This window comes from Secundilactobacillus muriivasis, assembly GCF_054785195.1.
Genome location: NZ_BAABMI010000037.1, coordinates 1 through 19062, shown reverse-complemented (window position 1 = coordinate 19062; position 19062 = coordinate 1). Strand labels below are relative to the sequence as shown.

At 48.3% G+C, this 19062-nt stretch carries 19 protein-coding genes and 1 tRNA gene; 4 read left to right on the top strand and 16 right to left on the bottom strand.

What is annotated here, in order from left to right; translation table 11 throughout:
• The first annotated feature begins 2 nt into the window (after positions 1–2).
• Complete coding sequence (locus tag ACYVR3_RS09855) at positions 3–383, top strand: MerR family transcriptional regulator (protein ID WP_461244102.1); 381 nt, start codon at positions 3–5, stop codon at positions 381–383.
• A 146-nt stretch (positions 384–529) separates the two neighbouring features.
• Positions 530–1537, top strand: a complete 1008-nt coding sequence (locus ACYVR3_RS09850) for an aldo/keto reductase (RefSeq protein WP_461244101.1) — start codon at positions 530–532, stop codon at positions 1535–1537.
• Between the two features lie 163 nt (positions 1538–1700).
• On the opposite strand, the gene ACYVR3_RS09845 is transcribed toward ACYVR3_RS09850, so the two are convergent.
• The 13 genes from ACYVR3_RS09845 to ACYVR3_RS09785 form a co-directional block, all read right to left on the bottom strand.
• Positions 1701–2348, bottom strand: coding sequence for a B3/B4 domain-containing protein (locus ACYVR3_RS09845; RefSeq protein ID WP_461244100.1), 648 nt, complete (start codon positions 2346–2348; stop codon positions 1701–1703).
• Positions 2349–2429: 81 nt separating this feature from the next.
• Complete coding sequence (locus ACYVR3_RS09840; protein WP_461244099.1) at positions 2430–2918, bottom strand: prolyl-tRNA synthetase associated domain-containing protein; 489 nt, start codon at positions 2916–2918, stop codon at positions 2430–2432.
• Between the two features lie 140 nt (positions 2919–3058).
• Complete coding sequence (rlmH, locus tag ACYVR3_RS09835; protein WP_054735519.1) at positions 3059–3538, bottom strand: 23S rRNA (pseudouridine(1915)-N(3))-methyltransferase RlmH; 480 nt, start codon at positions 3536–3538, stop codon at positions 3059–3061.
• 876 nt (positions 3539–4414) lie between these two features.
• On the bottom strand, positions 4415–5707 hold the full coding sequence (locus tag ACYVR3_RS09830; protein ID WP_461244098.1) for a S1C family serine protease: 1293 nt from the start codon (positions 5705–5707) through the stop codon (positions 4415–4417).
• 233 nt (positions 5708–5940) lie between these two features.
• A complete protein-coding gene (locus tag ACYVR3_RS09825) occupies positions 5941–6750 on the bottom strand; it encodes an MBL fold metallo-hydrolase (RefSeq protein ID WP_461244097.1) in 810 nt (269 codons plus the stop codon).
• 937 nt (positions 6751–7687) lie between these two features.
• Complete coding sequence (locus ACYVR3_RS09820) at positions 7688–8515, bottom strand: two-component system regulatory protein YycI (RefSeq protein WP_054735447.1); 828 nt, start codon at positions 8513–8515, stop codon at positions 7688–7690.
• Complete coding sequence (locus ACYVR3_RS09815; RefSeq protein ID WP_461244096.1) at positions 8512–9804, bottom strand: YycH family regulatory protein; 1293 nt, start codon at positions 9802–9804, stop codon at positions 8512–8514. The genes ACYVR3_RS09820 and ACYVR3_RS09815 overlap by 4 nt, the downstream gene beginning before the upstream one ends.
• The gene (gene walK / locus ACYVR3_RS09810; RefSeq protein ID WP_461244095.1) at positions 9794–11668 is read right to left on the bottom strand and encodes a cell wall metabolism sensor histidine kinase WalK; all 1875 of its coding nucleotides are present in this window, start codon (positions 11666–11668) and stop codon (positions 9794–9796) included. Before walK ends, ACYVR3_RS09815 begins: the two co-directional genes overlap by 11 nt.
• A 34-nt stretch (positions 11669–11702) precedes the next feature.
• A complete protein-coding gene (gene yycF / locus ACYVR3_RS09805; RefSeq protein WP_461244094.1) occupies positions 11703–12419 on the bottom strand; it encodes a response regulator YycF in 717 nt (238 codons plus the stop codon).
• A gap of 567 nt (positions 12420–12986) precedes the next feature.
• On the bottom strand, positions 12987–13283 hold the full coding sequence (locus tag ACYVR3_RS09800) for a DUF1048 domain-containing protein (protein ID WP_461244093.1): 297 nt from the start codon (positions 13281–13283) through the stop codon (positions 12987–12989).
• A complete protein-coding gene (locus tag ACYVR3_RS09795) occupies positions 13283–13636 on the bottom strand; it encodes a DUF1048 domain-containing protein (RefSeq protein WP_461244092.1) in 354 nt (117 codons plus the stop codon). The genes ACYVR3_RS09800 and ACYVR3_RS09795 overlap by 1 nt, the downstream gene beginning before the upstream one ends.
• On the bottom strand, positions 13633–13959 hold the full coding sequence (locus tag ACYVR3_RS09790; protein ID WP_054735460.1) for a PadR family transcriptional regulator: 327 nt from the start codon (positions 13957–13959) through the stop codon (positions 13633–13635). The genes ACYVR3_RS09795 and ACYVR3_RS09790 overlap by 4 nt, the downstream gene beginning before the upstream one ends.
• A 144-nt stretch (positions 13960–14103) precedes the next feature.
• Entirely contained in the window at positions 14104–15453 is a 1350-nt protein-coding gene (locus ACYVR3_RS09785) for an aminotransferase-like domain-containing protein (RefSeq protein ID WP_461244091.1), read from the bottom strand.
• A gap of 53 nt (positions 15454–15506) precedes the next feature.
• Here ACYVR3_RS09785 and ACYVR3_RS09780 point away from each other — a divergent pair, with 53 nt between their 5' ends.
• Positions 15507–16112: an FMN-dependent NADH-azoreductase gene (locus ACYVR3_RS09780; RefSeq protein ID WP_461244090.1), complete on the top strand. Its 606-nt coding sequence runs from the start codon at positions 15507–15509 to the stop codon at positions 16110–16112.
• An 86-nt stretch (positions 16113–16198) separates the two neighbouring features.
• On the opposite strand, the gene ACYVR3_RS09775 is transcribed toward ACYVR3_RS09780, so the two are convergent.
• The 3 genes from ACYVR3_RS09775 to ACYVR3_RS09765 all read right to left on the bottom strand — a co-directional run bounded on the left by ACYVR3_RS09775 (position 16199) and on the right by ACYVR3_RS09765 (position 18563).
• Complete coding sequence (locus tag ACYVR3_RS09775; protein ID WP_461244089.1) at positions 16199–16984, bottom strand: ABC transporter permease; 786 nt, start codon at positions 16982–16984, stop codon at positions 16199–16201.
• Positions 16971–17888, bottom strand: coding sequence for an ABC transporter ATP-binding protein (locus tag ACYVR3_RS09770; RefSeq protein WP_461244088.1), 918 nt, complete (start codon positions 17886–17888; stop codon positions 16971–16973). The genes ACYVR3_RS09775 and ACYVR3_RS09770 overlap by 14 nt, the downstream gene beginning before the upstream one ends.
• 225 nt (positions 17889–18113) lie before the next feature.
• Entirely contained in the window at positions 18114–18563 is a 450-nt protein-coding gene (locus tag ACYVR3_RS09765) for an acetyltransferase (RefSeq protein ID WP_461244087.1), read from the bottom strand.
• A gap of 363 nt (positions 18564–18926) precedes the next feature.
• Here ACYVR3_RS09765 and ACYVR3_RS09760 point away from each other — a divergent pair.
• Positions 18927–18999, top strand: a tRNA-Lys gene (locus ACYVR3_RS09760).
• The last annotated feature ends 63 nt before the right edge of the window (positions 19000–19062 follow it).

The window sequence follows — 19062 nt, the reverse complement described above, 5'->3', positions numbered from 1 at the left end:
AAATGACAACTAATCACTTAATGCGTATCGGTGAGTTCGCAAAAGCCGCCGACGTCACGATTCGGACAGTCCGCTATTACCTAGAATGTGGGTTGTTACCACCAGAAAAGCGCAATGCCACTCATCAGCGACTCTTTGACGATGAAGACTTGCATTGGATGGTCAACCTACACTATTTGCGGGCCGCTGGTATGTCGATTGTTGAATTACAGCATTACACCGCCTTAGTCCGTGAAGGTGACAATAGCTTACCGGAACGAATCGAATTGATGCGTCAACAACGCGATCGAGTCGTTGCTGCGATTGCTGACAAGCAGGAACAGTTGAAGGTAATTGACCATAAGCTGGAACGGTATTTGGCTGGGGATCGTGCGGTGATGTGATGCTTACGTCTACTATGCTTTTTAAGCATTAAAGTGAATATTTTGAAGTATTGTACACAACAAAAAAGTTGCACTAAAATACTAATTGTAAGCAGAATTTAAACTGACAGACCATTCATCAACGCGTTATTCAAGGAGAATCAACCATGAACTATACTCAACTCGGCAACACAGACATTAACATTTCTAAACTTTGCGTCGGCGCCATGAGCTTTGGCCAGGCCGGCACGATGCACGATTGGACACTTGATAAGACTCAAAGTGAGACCGTTATCAAGCATGCTTTAGACCTCGGCATCAATTTTTTTGACACTGCCAACGTTTATTCGGCTGGTACCAGTGAAGAATACCTAGGCGCAGCAATCAAACGGCTAACCACCCGGGATAAGGTCGTCTTGGCTTCTAAAGTCTATTTCAATCCTGGCCGTCTTTCTAAAGCAGCAATCAACCGTGAAATTGACGGGACCTTGAAACGGCTTGGAACAGACTATCTTGATCTCTACATCATTCACCGGTTTGATTACGATACGCCAATTGAAGAAACCATGTCCGCACTTAACGACCTCGTGACAGCCGGCAAAGTCCGGGCACTTGGCGCTTCTGCGATGTATGGCTACCAATTCTACAATATGCAGTTAGCAGCTCGTGATCACGGTTGGGCCCCCTTTGTAGCAATGGAAAATCATTACAACCTGTTGTATCGCGAAGACGAGCGCGAACTGATCCCCCTATGTCAACAAATGGGTGTCTCGTTGATGCCATACAGCCCGCTAGCTGCTGGCCGCTTAGCTCGCCCAAACTGGTCAACGGATACCAAGCGCAGTCGCACGGACCGGGTCGCAGCCGGTAAATACGACCACACCAAAGCAACTGATTTGCTGATCACCCAACGGGTTGCGGAACTGGCAGCACAACATCACGCCACCATGGCGCAAATCAGCATCGCTTGGGAATGGGCCAAGGGCGTTGCCGCACCAATCATCGGGGCGACGAAATCAAAGTATCTTACCGATGCGGCGGGTGCATTTGACGTAACACTCTCCCCTGACGAGATTGCGTACCTTGAAGAAGCTTATCTCCCACACAAAGTTGTCGGCGCCATCGACCACAATCCTGACGATGGGGTTGTGTTGCTGGATGCGGATCGTAAATAAACTAAAAAACCAGATGATCATTGAGCGAATTATTGCTCGATGGTTATCTGGTTTTTTGTTTTATCGCGTTATTTAGCTTCCTTGCAGTTTGCCCGCACACCTTCATGTTTCAATCACCAGTCCCACGATGTTAGCTGAAAATTGAAGCGGCACCACAAGCCAGTTATTTCACAACAAACTGTTCAGTGACCGTACAATCTTCAAGATAGGTCTGACAACTGTCAGCAACCATTGCTTGAATTTTGGGTGCATCGAATTCGCCAAATGCATAGACAATCACTAACGCGTGCGTGGTGTCTTCAGTGATCATTGCCCGTGTCGAATCAGCCGTTGGACTACCGAAGAACCCGTTAGCATCCTTTAAAACCAAGCCATTGGCAAGATCAATCGCTGCCTTCCCGATTCCCGGGTAGGTTGCCCCAGTCGGCGCCACCGTATAAGCGAGCGGCGCAACAAGGTGGTCCAAGTCGTAACTCCCTAGTGGCAAATGCAGCCGCAATGATAACTCATTATTCAAATCTACTAGCGTGTTGACCGCGTATAGCCCTTTGCCTTTGATCACCCGCCGCCACAAGCTATCACTTGAAGGTCGGTAACGACTTGGATCTTTACCCACGTGTTTATAGCCGGCTTTAGTTGCTTGAATTGCGGGATTATCTCGTAATGCCTCTAAATTGTCACGATTAGCGATTTCATCAATTAACGGATCAAGCCGTTCATGCCAAAGGCTATCGCTGTGCGCCGTGTTTTTGAAGGTGATTTCACTGACGAGTAAGGCCCCGTCAATCGTCGGATCAATTGTAAATATCATCTGAAGACTTCCTTTATTTCATCTCACTAGTTTACTAGCATTTACGTTTCAACCGCATCATTTAAGTAACAATGCCACATCTCACCCATTTAGTTCAACGATATCGACATCATTACCATGCGTTTTTATTAGTTTAACAAGCGTGTCAGCCTTCAACCATACTGTGGCAGTATTGTCATTAGGATGTACGCCGATGAGATTGCCCACAAACTCAGCATCAAGATAAAAGTGAACCTTACAGTCTGCATCATTCAAAAGACCAAGCGGTGTCACAGACCCGGGAGTTAATCCCATAATGGTTAGCAAGTCATTCTCTGACGCGAAGGAAAGTGCCCGTAACCCGTATTTCTTACGGAAGGCCTTCAAATCAACTCTTTTGTCACCTTTAACCGAAATCAGATAGTAATGCCGTTTTTTATCATCTCGAACAAATAGGTTTTTGGCGTCCCATTCAGGATAAGCCAAATCCACAGCGTCTAGTTCTCCCATATTGAAAACTGCTTGATGCTCATTGACTTCAAATTTTACGCCATGGTACTTTAAATATTGGTAGATTGCTTCTTTATTCATGGCTCCTCCTTTGAGGTATTGGATTGCAGTTATACGAGCTGTAAGGTGATGATCAGCCTCGTTTATTACGCTAGTCCGCCTCACTTATAATACGGACTTACGTATCATTTTACTCAGCGGTTTTTAAGTCAAAAACCGCTCTATTTATGATACGGAGATCCCTCATTAATCATAAACGCCCGATAAATCTGCTCCGTCAACACCAATCGCATCAATTGGTGCGGTAGCGTAAACCGACCAAACGAAATCTGAGTGTTGGCGCGTTTCAACACGGCCGGATCTAACCCTAAGGAACCACCGATAACAAAGGTGATGTCTGAGTGACCGTACGTTGTGAGCTGGGAGATCTCCTTAGCGAACTCTTCAGACGAACGTTCCTTCCCAAGGATAGCTAGCGCATAGACGTATTCGCGGTCTTTGATCTTATCCAAGATGCGTTGGCCTTCCTTTTCCATGACCTGAGCCATCTCTGAGTCACTTAACGATTCTGGCGCCTTCTCATCCGGCACCTCTACAATTTGAAACTTGCAGAACCGCGATAAGCGTTTAGCATACTCTGCGATACCTTGTTTAAAATACTTCTCTTTCAACTTACCAACCACAACGAACTTGATGTTCATAACTAATCTTCCTCCATTTAACTTATCCACAAAGTTATCCACAGGCACTTTTTGTTGATAACCCTTACATTTCTAACCCACTTTTAATGGCGCCGAACCTATACCAATTTTCATTTCGCCACTCAGCTTCTCCCTTATTCTACCAGCAAGAACCCCGTCATAGCAACGTTTTCCAGGGATTTTTTATTTTCATGATTTTAGTTATCCACAACCTGTTTATAGATTTCGCGACACGCCGGGAAAAAACGAGTAATGACAAGCCTTCACCCACTTTTTGAGTTATCCCCAAAGTTATCCACAGGTTCATAACTTTTCCAGACGTTCCCGAATTTTTCTAGGCGACAGCGCTTTCGTTATTCGTTATCCACAAGCCGTATTTCCTAAACTTCCGTTACTTATACCATTTTCACATTCCGAATATTCGATTTTTCAGGAGAATGAAAAGCCGCTGAAACCAGTTTGTCCGGTTTCAGCGGTTTTTGATTCATTGGGTTTTAATTTTTTGGTAGAAGTAGTTAATTTGTGATGTTTTTGGTGGGTTGCGTTGCGGATTGGGGATCGACCAATTAGTGGCGCGACTTTTTGTGTGTTGCGTGTGAGGGCGACCCGGACAAAAAGAGGTTGGGATAGTTTACTGAGTGCTTCTGGCGATGTACATTACTACTACTTTGTTTTCGTCGCTATTAAAACTGATATTTTCCGGACAATCGCCAACGTTCCCTAACTTGTCATCTCATAACTTTCTGGCCACCGCGCCGAAACGTGTGAGCCAAAGCAAAGCGTTGCATATAAGGGCGCCCCGATTAAAACCTCAAAAACCGAGGTTCTAATCGGGGCGCCCTTATACTCCACGCTTTAAACGCTTTGTCTCACACTCTAATTATTACTATTCAACTGCGAAGTAGTCTCCGTCAACTTAACCTTCTCAGTCTTCATTTTCCCATTGTGGTAGTACGTTACCGCAACCGTATCGCCCACGCTGTACTTGTACAGCAAGTCACGCAAGGTTGAATCGGTGCTGATCTTCTTACCACCTAAAGCAGTGATGACATCGTACTTCTTGATGCCGGCCTTACCTGCTGGGGTGCTTGAACCTGGTGTCGTCATCACAACGACCCCGTTTTCAACACTGGTTGGCAACTTCAAGATGGACTTCTGTTGAGTCTTTGAAACTTCTGAAAGGTCCACGTACTTGATGCCTAACGCTGGCCGAACGATCTTCCCGTTCTTGATCAACTGGTTAATAATCGTCACAACTTCGTTACTTGGGATCGCAAAGCCCATCCCTTCAACGCTGGTCCCGGAGTTATCGCTGGCCAACTTCATTGAGTTGATCCCAACGACTTGACCGGCCAAGTTGATCAGTGGACCACCTGAGTTTCCAGGGTTGATGGCAGCATCGGTTTGGATAACCGTGGCGTTCCCAGTTTGTTGGTTCGTGGTTTCATCGGTCGTTGCGACGGTCCGTTTCTTAGCGGAAATAATTCCTTCCGTTAATGACGTTGCGTACTGCGAGCCTAATGGCGAGCCAATTGCCAACGCGGTTTCACCGACTTTGATGTTATCAGAATTACCGAACGTAGCGACACTCTTCACATCTGCACTGTTGATCTTCAAGACAGCTAAGTCGGTCACTGAATCCTTACCAACAATCTTAGCATCCAGCTTCTTACCATTACTTAAGATCACTTCAAGCGCGTTGGAACCTGAGACCACGTGGTTGTTGGTCACAACATAAGCGGCGTTCCCGGACTTCTTGTAAATGACCCCAGAACCTTCAGAGCTGGTTTCCAAACTGCTTGATGACGATGAATCGCTACTGCTACTATCGCCACCAATCAAGCCACCTAAAGTACTTGATGACTGACTTTCTTTTTGCAAATTAATGACTGACACAACGGACGGTTTAACGGTCGTAAATGCCTTTGAAGCCTGCGAGCTGACGTTCACCTTTAAGTTACTGGTCGACGTTGAACCGCCGCTATTTGACCCAGCTGGTACCGATGTCGAATCCCGGTTACTTAAGTAGTTAGCGCCACCGTAAGCGATTCCCCCGCCCACGAGTCCGGCTACCAACGCCGTAACGGCCACCTTAATTAATAAGCCCTTAGTACCAGAATGTTGCGGTGTGATTGGTTCATTTGAGTTTGGTCCTTGTTGATTATCCATCGTTCGCGCGAATCGCGCTTTCCCTCCTTTAGTAAGGGTTCCAACAGCCGTCCTCCTCAATGCTAGGCACGAAGGCTAGCGCTGTCAGCAGCCCTTTGTCAGATTGGTCCAGTCCCTCACTGAACCACGTTCTGTATAGGTTCTATTGTAACGGTTAGTTATGAAAAAAGTTTGAATCTTAACTCGTAAAAGTTATAAATTTTTGCTAAATCCCTTAAGAATTAGGCGAAAACTTAAAGAGTCACTAACCCGCTAGCCTTCTCTGGATCGGTATCTAAAATCTTGAAATCGTGGTCAACGCCAAAATCGTGGTCTTCCAAAATGGAGGCAACGGTCAGGTGTGCCAGTGACTTCATGTTGTTTTCTTGACTCAAATGTCCGAGGAAGATGCGCTTGGTATGACGGCCTAAAACATCCATCATCGCGTCGGCCCCGTCTTCATTTGACAAGTGACCAGTGTCGCCGAGGATCCGTTGCTTTAATGGCCAAGAGTAACTGCCCATCCGTAGCATTTCAACATCGTGGTTACACTCCATTAAGTAGGCGTCGGCATCCTTAATAACGCCCTCGACATGGTCGGAAACGTAGCCGGTGTCCGTCAACACCACAAAGGTCTTGCCGCCACTGTGAACGGCGTAAAATTGCGGCTCAGCGGCATCATGCGACACGGAGAAGCTCTCCACATCCATGTCACCCAAACTCAGCGTACTGTCGGGTGCCAAGATGTGCTTTTGGGTAACGTCAACTTTACCGATTTTACCATCCATCGCATCCCAAGTCCCCTGGTTCGCGTAAACGTCAAGCCCGTACCGCCGCGCCAAAATGCCGACTGCTTTCCGGTGATCAGAATGTTCATGGGTCACAAACAGCGAATCCACGTCGTGCATATCCCGACCGATCGACGCCATTAACCCTTCGATTTTCTTACCACTCAACCCCGCATCGATTAAAATGTGGTGTTCCTTGGTTTCAATATAGGTACAGTTCCCAGTACTCCCACTGGCTAACACACTGACCTTCAACCCATCATCTTCCTGTTGCATAGACTGCCCAACTTCCTTTTAATTACGGTTCCACGTTACTTTAAAATTTTTACTATCGCCTACTATTAGAACCCATTTCGTACAAAAATACAAGCGTGGCGGTTAGTGTATCGGCCAATTTTAATGGCCTGTCATTGCTTACGTTTGTGTCCAGCGTAAGCATTCTGAGTTTGCGAGGTGATTCTGGTTTTATATGGTGGGAGGATGCCGCGGGAGACTCCGGCGCTATGCGGAGCTGGAACGCAGCTTCCAGGCTTCGCCGGGTCGTCGCTCCGGAGCTCCGCGCGCCTCCGCCTCCCGCTACATGGTGTGCTGGCGGTAACAGAGCTGCTGACTGTCACAATCTGAAGTTGACGGAACTGCGTCACGGCAATGTTAGATAATTACTCGACAACTGCAGACGCGTAACCACAATGAACCAACGATTGCATAAAACTAAATTTGCCAGTTATGCGCTACGTTCACGTGAACTTAATGCAGTTGTGCTGATATTCAGCTATCGTAATATGAATTGCTGATTGATGATCAATTTGGGCGTTTGTCGAATTAACGTCAGTCGTTGTAATCCCGTGACTGAACGTGCAGTTAAGCTCTTGAGATGGTCTACAATGCGGCCAATTGTGCAATATGAGATTCCGGTCAGCGGCTAGGTGGATGCTGTGTCGCGATAATTGGTAGTTGTTGACGAACTTCCAACAACCGCCAATTATCGGGGACGAATTCAAGACTCGCACGGGTTTTGGCGAGGCTTGAATTCGAGGACTGAGACCGCCCTTTGGCTCAGGCCGGCCCCACAGCAGGAACCTAGTCGCTGACCGGAATCGCCAGCTCACGCAACTTATATTTCACAAACTCACATCAATGATGCTTACGCTGGACACAAACGACAGCACAAAAAAGCACCACCCACAATCGAGTGATGCTCATCACACAACAACTAAGTCATCGTAAAAATTTCCGTATTAGCATTGCTGTTATTACTACCGTTGCCAGTCTTAAGAATCTCACCCGTGTAGGCGTTGACCCGTTTCAACACAACGGCAGATGAATTATTGATTTTAACCGCGAAGACCCAAGTCGGCAAGAAAACGTACTGCCCGCGAGCGGTCAGTAACCGCGTATAGGCGAGGTTGGACCAGGAAATCTTAGCACCGTTTGGCACTTCGTTGTACTGGTATAACCAAGTCAGCGCGCGTTCCTCGCTGATAGTCTTGCTCTTTTCCTTTAGTAACTTCACGTTATCGAGGTAGGTTTGGCTATAACCAATTACCCGGTGCTGATTATTCAGCGCAAAGCGAAGTTGGCCGTACCGCGAGTATACCGGACCGCCAGCTACCCGTTGAACGTAAATCAGCTCGTTGTCCCGCGACAGCTTACTGCTATAGGTGTAATCCTTCCCGTTGATGACTAACAGCGGGTTGGCGACGATTTTATCCAAGGTTGCCTTGGCCTCACCTTCAGGCAGCTTGATGGTGCGTTTAAATTCACTCACCAGCTCCTGGCCATTAAAGCGGTAGGTTTGCTGCTGTAGCGCTGCTGCACCATCCCGCAATGTCGTGCCGTTTTCACCAGAGAAATAGTAGCCCTCATGCGTGTCAGTCGTCGGCTTCGTAAAGCTGATTTGATCCTTACGCATTTCTTCCAAAATGTTATTACTGGAGGAATCCGAATTACCGACACTACTCCGGTTGAAGGACAGGTAGAGAAACCCGTCCATCATGATAAAGATGATGAGGAAGATGATCTGAATTCGCTTAAAGTTCATTGGATCGCCTCCTCATACGTTTGCCATTTGCCACCAATTTTGATGTACCAAGTTGGTGTGAGGTTGACGACTTTATCCAGACCGGTATCTCGTGTCCAAGTGTAACCGAGTTGAATATCTTGGATCTTACGCTTATGAACACCCGCAGCCTCAAGTCGTTTAAGTAACGTTCCCATCGACTCAACCGTTGCGGTATCCTGAGCCGGCGGAATCGGTACCTGCAAGCTATCCAGTGAGAAGTTCATCTGATACGAGGTCTGATCCAGAATCTGAACCTGAACCGCCCCAAAGTTTGATTGGTCAAATACCGGCAGTCCACCGACATAGGTTCGGAAACTAACCGTGTGCGCCCCGCTGTCGTAAGCGAAGAACCGCATGTTATCCAACGGCATCCCCACCATCACCATTTGCTGGTAAACGTGGTTCATGGTCGTCAAAAAGCTGTTACTCTTCACTTGCGAATTGTAGTTCGTAAAGACCACGGTATCGTCCTTATCGCTCACTACCATGTGCCGGAAGCCATGATCATCGTAGACCGTACTGTTCTTGTGGTGTTTGATCTGCACACTACTGTTGGCGTTGGTCGTCATGATTCGGTTCGCGTAGTAGCTTTGCGTCTGTTCAGTTAGTTGATAACTGTAAGTTTTAAGTTTCAGCGCATCGGGGTAATAAAGCAGTGGTTTACCATTCAGCATCATGAACGATACTGGGTGCTTGACCATCTGATCATTCAACACTTTCTTTAACTTGCCAGCTTCGTTATTCTTCAACTTCACCCGCGCCACCCGCAACGTTTGGTCGTTTAATAGATACAAATGCTTCGGGTCGTTCAGCAGTAACTGAACCCGGTTAAACTTCTGGTTTGGCACCTTAAGTTGGTTGTCAAAGACCTTGCGGAAAAAGTTGACCGTCATTGGTGTCTCGTAGTTCAGCAACACCGTACTCTTGCGCTTCAACTGCTTGAGATAGGCTTTACTGGACCGTTCGCTCACCGTCTGAACATCAGTCGCCGTAAACCGACTCATTTTGTCGCGAAGTTGCGAGGCAATGTTGATCTTATCGTTAGTCAGAACCTCTTGTTGGCCCTTACTATCGGTCGACACGATTTGTGACGGCAGGTAAATATCCTGAAAGGTGGTGTTATTTGAATTATCGTTGGTTTTGGTCACCTTGGTTCGGCTACTCAGCGTGGAGTGGGCAGGGTTCGTCCACAACATGACTGAGAGGCCTAAACTGATGACCATGGCGATCCCCAAACTAACGGGGAGCCAGAGTTGTCTAAGCTTCATCCCAAAGATCATCCCCCTCATCGTAAGGTTCGTATGGCAGTGAAATGTAGAAGGTTGAGCCGTGCCCTTCACGACTTTCAACCCAAATCTTACCGCCAAGCGATTGGATCACTTCTTTAGAGATGGCTAAGCCCAAGCCAGTCCCGCCTTGTGCCCGTGAGCGCGCCTTATCGACTCGGTAGAACCGGTCAAAGACGTGGGGAATATCGGCTCGCGGAATCCCGAGACCTTGGTCTGCGATGCTTAAAATCACGTTATTATGCGTTTCAATCAACCGACACGTCACGATCCCGCCATCCGGTGAGTACTTGATGGCGTTGTTCATAATGTTGTCTAACACTTGAGTGAAGCGGTCGGTGTCGATTTCAACCCATAAATCACGCTTGGTAAATTCCCGCTTGATGGTGTAGTGCTTATCAGAGCGGTCGTTTTGTTCGTTACTATCGATAATCATATCGAAACGGTTCAAGACGTAGTTAAAGAGCTCGTTTAAGTTCACGAGTTCGAGGTTTAATTTCTGGGTCCCGGAATCCATCCGTGACAACGTCAACAGGTCATTGATCATCCGAATCATTCGATCGGTTTCCTCTTGGGTCACCTTCAGGAACTTCGGTGCGATTTCTGGATCCTGCCAAGCGCCATCCGACAAGGCTTCAATGTAGGACCGGACACTGGTTAACGGTGTCCGTAATTCATGGGACACGTTAGATACGAATTGTTTGCGGTCTTGATCGATTTTTTGTTGTTCAGTAACGTCATGCAGCACACAGGCTAACCCGCTGATAAAGCCGGATTCCCGTTGAATCAGTGAGAAATAAGCCTGCAGGATCAAGTCGTGATCGTCAGTTGAAAAGTCCAGCATGATTTCGTCTGGATCTTCCAATAAGTCACGCAACGTGTACCGCTTGCGGATGTTTAAAATATCAAGGACTGATTGGCCAATCGCTTGGTCTGAATCCACGTCTAAGAATTCAACGGCGGTTTCGTTAATAATCGTCACGTTCCCGCGGCGGTCGGTCGCAATGACCCCATCGGTCATATGCGCCATCACTGAATTTAACCGTCGTCGCTCAGACTCGGTGGATTCTTGCGCCTCTTCCACCCGGACAGATAGGTTATTGACCGCACTGGCTAGTTGGCCCAGTTCGTCATTACCGTAAATCTGAACTTGTCCAGAGTAGTCCCCACGCGCAATGCGGATGGTCTGCTCCTTCATTTCGGTGATTGGGACGGTAATTGCCCGGGAAATAACGATCGACAAAACCAGCCCTAAGCCAACGGCAATAATCGCCGCCACGAGGTAGATGGCTGTAATCTTACTAATACTATCGTAGACACTTTCGAGGCTCGCACGAATGTACACGACCCCAACGGGCGTACTACTCCCGCTACTTTGTTTGATCAACGGCGTCACTTTGATGTAGTAGTACTGGTTGCTGGACGAATCGTAAGTGGTCGTCTCGCTACCAGCGCCGTTGTTATAAATGACTTTTTTAACGGTGTTATCCGTGGTTTTTTGGCCAACGATCTGCTGATTATTGGCTTCGTTAGTCCCCCGAATAGTCCCCTTATTATCGATAATCCGAATCTCAGCGTTTGCCGTACTCGGGATATTAGCATCGGACAACAGGGTTCGAATCTGTCGGTTAGCTGATGCGGTGTTCGCCCGCGAAAGTTGAGAAGTCAGATTGGTACTCACATAACGCTGGAGTGAAATCTGGTTCTTAAACGTGCGTAAGTTCTGCGTTTCGAGTTGCTGGACGAAGACCGCCCCAACAATTTCCAACGTAATGATCAACATCATCGCGAACACAAACGCGATCTTAAACTGAATCGACTGATACCATCTAATTTTTCGTTTCACGTGTCTCTTTACCCCTTACGATCATGCTAGTCGCCTATGCTTGGGCGTCGCTATCGGTATTTCTCAGGTAATACCCCACCCCACGACGGGTGACCAACCAAGTTGGATGGCTGGGGTTATCTTCGATTTTTTCACGTAAGCGCCGTACCGTTACGTCGACTGTCCGGACATCACCGAAGTAGTCGTACCCCCAAACGGTTTGGAGCAAGTGTTCCCGGGTCATTACTTGGCCAATGTGTTGGGCTAAGTAGTGTAATAGTTCAAATTCCCGGTGGGTTAATTCAATGTTTTGGCCCCGCTTTGAAACGGAGTAGGCGTCTGGATGGATCACCAAATCGCCAATTTCGATATCCTTGTTTTCCTCTTCTTCAGGAACGGCCGCACTCACGCTGTTTTGACGACGTAAGTTCGCCTTAACCCGGGCAACCAGTTCCCGGTTAGAGAATGGTTTCGTGACGTAATCATCGGCACCAAGTTCAAGTCCCAGCACTTTGTCCAGTTCTGAGTCCTTGGCAGTGACCATAATAATTGGCATATCGTGCTTCATCCGCACTTGGCGCGCCACTTCAAGCCCGTCGATCTTAGGTAACATCAGGTCCAAAATAATTAAGTCTGGTTCAATTTCTTCTACTTGTTGCAAGGCCTCTTCGCCATCATGCGCGACAGCCACCTCGTAACCCTCTTTAGTTAAGTTAAATTTGATAATGTCTGTAATTGGTTTTTCATCGTCGACCACTAGAATTTTTTTCATCTGAATTATCCTCCTTCAGATAACGATTCGTTCAGGTATGTTTAGTTTTAGTTTAAGTGCACATTCGGTTAGGTCAGGCGCGGGTGCACGGCCCGGCTGACACGTTCAGGTAGGTGTACAGGCTTGTGAAAACGGCCTATACAGTAGATATTATAACACAGCAAGTCACATGAAGCGATTCATGTACTGTGGTTAACGGTAGTTTCCCCGGGTTACATATTAAGTGTGCGGAGCAAGACGGGTTGAGAGCAGTGTGTAAGGCGAGGCCGGTGAAGGCGCCTGGGCCTGGCGGGTTTACCGGCCTTGCCTTACATGCAGCTCTCAGTCTTGCGCAGCACTATTCGGCGCGGTGGCCGGAAGGTACACGTGGTTGACAACTTCCTATAACTTCAGGAACCCTGGAAATAACAGCCAAAGTGGCGCCGAATTTTGTAGCTTGAGAGCGCCAGCTTTTATGCGGCTTTGGCGAGCGAAGCGACGACAAACAGCCAAAATCCAACACGCGCTGGACACAAACGACAATAAAAAACGACCTGAATTCTCAATCAATTCACGTCGCCACTCACATCATTCAGCTAAATACTTATCCATCAAAGTCACGCCACCAACGCCCGCAATCAACTCATCCGCAAACGCCGCAACGTCATGCCCTGTGACGTCTAAAACATCAGCCTGTTGTTCCGCACCATCCTGAAATAGCTGCAGTAACTCCGCCAGCACTTTCTCCTGACCACTAGCCGCTACCGGACCAACTTTAAACACGTACTTCTGAATCTCCAAATAAACCACTTCGTAATCTCGTGGCAAGGCATGAACCGCCGCCATGTGCGCCCGCCAAGCCTGTTTATCATCCATTAACCCCATCACAACGACCTCCCAAGCTTCTTAGCCACTCGCCGGTTCAAAGTCGCTCGCCAACGATCTTGTAGATTCTGCGCACCACTAGTTGCCGCAACGTTGTCCGCAAACGCTGCGATGTCATCACCAAGTGCTTCAGTCACACTAAGGCCATCCGCCGCAGCTTCCGTCATCAAGTCAACAATACCATCAAAAATCGGCATCAAATTTCGTCCGGTAATATCCGTTCGGGTCCAAACCGTCTTTTGAATCAACTGCCACGCAGCTTGATAATCGGCTGGCAAGGTTTGAACCTGTTGCTCGAACGCCTTCATTTGGCGTGTCATATCATTGCCAGTTATTCTATCCCAAAAATTCACTTTTGATGCCCCCTCAACGCCGTCATCGTTGTCGTCAAAAAATCCCATTTCGTCCAAAATTCGGCTAAGTAGGCCTCACCATCGGCATTTAACGAATAAAACTTCCGCATCGGTCCTCGGTCTGATTTTCGCCGGGTGACGGTGAGTAGGCCCTTCTTATCTAGGCGTAACAGAACGGTATACACCGTCCCTTCAACGATATCTTCTAAGCCGTTATCGACTAAGTACTGGGTGATTTCGTAGCCATAGGTCTCGCCTTGGCTGATACGCTGAAGAACGATGCCTTCCAGCGCCCCTTTGAGTAATTCGGTTAGTCCGTTCATAGGTTTGACCTGCTTTCGTTAGTTTAGTTAAGCTCCAGTACATTATATTGTTAGGTAGTATAGGCGTCAAGAACCGAACCTGACAATTCGATGCCACTCGACAAACCGGCACCCAACTGGCTCTTGGGTTCGGTTCAATTTTCACTATACTAAGAATTGTTGCCAAGCATCAGCGAGGACGCGAATCCCATCGACAATGTGGGCATCGTCCATCTGCCGTAAGCTCAGCACGATGCTCGGATACGCCGGTTGTAAATTCGACCAGCACCGATCCGGGTCAACGAGGCCAACGCCAACCTGTTCGGCAGCCGCAATCAACGTTTTAACGGGTTGCTTTAAATACAGCCGTAGCGTCACAAAGCTCCCAGCCGCAACGTCCATTGCTTCAACTCGGGACCCGAAACAGTCCCGCACCGTATTTAACACCAACTGCCGGCGGTTGGCGTAGACGATGGTGAGTTGGCGCATGAACCGTTCGAGGTCATCGTTGGCGATCAACTGACTGAGGACCTGTTGCTGAAGCTGTGAGTTGCAGTTGGGCAACTTACCGTAGATCACCTGATAGCGACCAACGAAGTTTTCCGGAATGACTAAAATGCCCATGCACAGCGAAGCGCCTAAGATCTCATCAAAGTTGGTGTAGTAGAAACAGCGCTCACCATCAAGGTAGTGGTGAATCGCTGGCGTTGGCTGCCCCGAATAAGTCAGGTTGCCGTCCGTATCTAGCTCGATCAGGTACCGTTGCCGTTCTTGTAACCACGCCGCAAATTTTTGTCGCTGAATGGCGGTCAGACCGGCGCCGCTGGGAAAGTTATGGGTCGGTGATAACACGTAACCCGCCGCATCTGGCAAATTGGCCAGTTCCCGAAACTGGGTCACAGGCACCGCCAACGTCTGCCACACCGACCGCGCATTAGGTGCGATCGGTTCCGCCACGCTGAGGCCTTGTTCATGAAAGGCCGGCACAAGCTGGGCAATGATCCCGGCAGCTTCATTGAATCCGCTGGTGATCACGATCTGTTCCGGTTGAACGTGGAGATTTTTCAACCGCGCCAAGTAGTTCACTAGCTGTTCGCGATAACCTAAATCACCATTCGCAGGTTGAATGTGAGCAACGCCACGTTGGAAAACCCGCTGTTCAGCGGCCTGCCACGCTTGCACCGGAAAGAGCCGTAAGTAATCGTAGGTTTCGGTGAAGTCGTAGCGGTATTTGGGCCGCGGCACCGCACTCAACGCCGGACTCGCCACCGTGAATGGTAACTGGTTCGCCACGTGGTAGCCGGATCCTGGCCGACTCACTAAGTAACCTTCAGCGACTAAGTCCTGATAGGCATGATCCACGGTATTTCGACTCAGTGATAACTGTTGGGCCAAATACCGGGTGCTCGGGACGACCTGTCCCGGGTGCCGGACCCCCGTTTCAATTTCCGCGCGCAGTTGACGGTACAACTGGTGATAAATCTGCTCCGTTGCTTGCCGGTCGATGAGAAACATCGCGACCCCTCCTCAATTAAACTACTACTATTATACTCGAAAGGAATCTTACTATGACCATCTTAATCATTAACGCCCACCCAGATTACACGAACCCCCAACGCACCATTAACCAACTCGAACAAACCGCCCTCGACCAGTTAAAACAACTGGCGCCGAACGCCGAAGTCGAACAATTGACCCTGTACGCACCAGAAGCCAACATTCCAGAAATTACGGCCGAAAACTTAAACACCCCGGCCCTCGTTGACGACGCGCAAAATCAACTGATCGACCAATGGAAGCGTGCTGATTTGATCCTCATCATGATGCCACTCCACAACTTCAACGTGGTCAGCCGGCTCAAGGACTACATCGACAACATTTTGATTGCTAATAAAACGTTCAAATACACCGCCGATGGCTCCGTCGGTCTCTTAGACGGCAAGCAAAAAGTGGCCTACATCCAATCCAGTGGCAGCGACTACGAACACGACATCCGCTACGTCAACGCTGACATTGCGCCCCACTACATGCGGACCGTTTTGAACTTCATGGGCATCACCAAGATGGAACTGATTCGCGCTGAGGGGTTAGACCTAATGGAAAATGACAAAGCGCAATTGGTTGAAGACGCTAAGCAGCGGTTAAGTGCTTACTTGGCATCAGTCGTTAAATAATTAGCTAATAAAGCAACCTTGAGAACGCCAAACCGGTAGTTCCCAAGGCTGCTTTTATGCGTTCAGCCCATCTAAGCTAAACCCGATTACTTCTTCAGGAACACTTGCGCATAAACCACGTAAGACAAACCACCAAACATAATAATCCCAGCAACTAACCAGATCAGCGCAATCAACGTGGTATGGGTTGACGCCTGAACACTTTGATCTAACAATCCCCGCGCCACGTTAACAATTGGCGTCATAGGTTGATGATTAGCGAAGATCCGCACTGGTTTGGCCATCCCCGCCGTTGGCATCAACGCCGAACTAACGAACAACAACATCAGTAATAGGTAGGAAAAGCCACCAGCAGACGCATAGTTATCCGCCTTTAGCGAAAACGGCACTGCCAGCAACGTAATCGCCAAACCGAATAACAAGGAGACCCCCCAGAAGGCCAGTCCTGCCGATAATGGCGCATCGACCCGGTAGCCCATCACCATCCCCACTAAAAAGACGGCAACCTCTGCCAGCAACATGAAAATAATCGAGGCCAGAACGTGTGAGCCTAAAATCACCCACCGGCGAATCGGCAACGAGTGAAGCCGGCTTAAGAACCCGGTCGTTTGATCCGTGTTGATTCGTAACGAGGTGTAGGCTGAGCCCATCGCCATCGTTAATAGTAGAAAACCGGGTAGCGCATAGGTTAAATAATCACCCTCACTCATCCCGCCACCACTAACGGTCGCAATGTTGCCACCGAAAACGTACACGAAGAAGAGCAACATAAATACCGGCATGGCGATTACCGTGATTACCGTATCCGCGTTGGTTAAGTTCTGACGCACGATGCGCTTAGTCAGCATCGTTAACTGTTTAATTGATTGCATGAGTGGCCTCCGTATCCGTGACGTTCAAGAAAACGTCCTCTAAGCTAATTTCATCTAAGTCATATTGTTGCACGGTCAGGTGCTGATCCATCAGTAACGACAGTGCAACCGGCGCCACGCTGGCCGTTAACTTGAAACTGCCAGTCTGTTCGGTATAGGCGATCTTTGCAGCTGTTAACGCAGTGACTGCTTCCGCGCGTTGGCTTGGCGCAACCGTCAACGTGTACGATTCCGTGACCCGCTGTTTGATTTCAGCCGGTGTTCCGTATTTGACGATCCGTCCATCCCGGATAAAGGCGATGTGGTCCGAAAGGGCGTCCGCTTCGTCCAAATACTGCGTGGTGAGAAAAACGGTCTTCCCGGCATCCCGCATCTCACGGATGAGTTGCCACAGTGCCAGCCGGTTCTTCGGGTCGACACCAGTCGTGGGTTCATCCAAAAAGACGATTTGGGGATTCCCTAGCAACGACATCGCAATATCCAACCGGCGCTTCATCCCACCAGAATAGGTCTTCACCTTCCGCTTCAAAAACGTGGTCAGATCCAGTTGCGCTGCGACCACTTCAATGGCGGCTGATACATCTTGAACGTTCCGTAACGTTGCAATCAGTCGTAGATTGTCCAACCCTGTAAAATCTTCATCCACAGTCATCGACTGCGCATTAAGCGTAATCTGCTGCCGAACCTGATTACCGTTCTTCACCGGATCAAGGCCCATAATCGACACCGTCCCAGCGTCCGCCCGTGACAGCGTCGCCAAAATATTGATCAGTGTGCTCTTCCCCGCACCATTTTCTCCAAGCAAGGTAAAAATCTCACCCTGTTGTGCTTGAAGCGTAATCCCCTTCAACACTTCCAATTTACCAAACCGTTTTTTAACATCCGTTACATCAATCGCAATCATTACTGCGTCGCCTCCCTGAGTTGTGTTGTTTGTTGCCGTGCGCTAGTGTCAATAACCATCTATATTGTATTACTAGGTAGTCAATCTAATTCGACACTTAAATAAGCCCAGCATGTTCATCTATTCGTTAATACTAGGTACCACTACATAGTAACAGCGAGTAGACTATCCGTCAAGCAAATTAACTAGTCATCGTCAATGATGCTTAACAAACTTGCTCGCCATCTACTGAACTAACCGCATGGTAAGGATTGGATACGGCTTGCCCTGACCATCTAATTCAGACCGACGCACCGTTTTAAACCCTAGATGCTCGTAGAAGCCGATCGCCTGAGGATTTTGCTCGTTAACGTCAAGTTCGGTCACCCCTTCGTGTTGGATTGCCTCTTGCAGTAATTGGCGCCCCAAACCTTGGCCACGAGCTGCCGGTGCAATAAATAGCATTTCCAGCCGTGGTGCCTCGATGGCCATAAACGCAACGGGTTGCTGCGTCTTGGCATGTCGAATGATCAGCAATCGCGGAATCGCCATCAGCGCTGATGGCACAATCGTCTTGATTTCAGCAATTTCAACCTCACTGAGAAAAGTGTGCGTTGCAGTGACTGATTGCTCCCAAACGTCAACGAATTGGTTGATCAGTTCCGGACTGCGTTGGGTACAAACTGTGATCGTCATTTGATCATCTCCCATCTATCATCTTAGTCGCTTGATGGTACCAAGCGACATCAAAGTCGTCAAGCCAACCCATTTAACGAGAAGTCTACTCAACTCGGTTGATGATGGCTAGGCAGGGAATCGAATCCGGGACACACCGATTGCTTCTTTCGTCACATCTTGCTGTGAGAAACGCCTGATTATTTTTTATTTTCTAAATTCAACAAATCCCGGTAAATCAACGTTTCCAATCAATAATCCAACAAAAAATTCCCTAATTATACATTTTTTTGAAAAAAGGTGTTGTCAGATGCTGGTTTAAATGATATATTAGTAAACGTTGATTGAGCGAGTTACTTACTCACATCACAACTTAAACCTTATGGGCAGTTAGCTCAGCTGGCAGAGCAACGGACTCTTAATCCGTGGGTCCAGGGTTCGATCCCCTGACTGCCCATCATAAGATATTAACCAGTTATCACGCAGTGTTATGAACACCGTGGTTGCTGGTTTTTTTGTA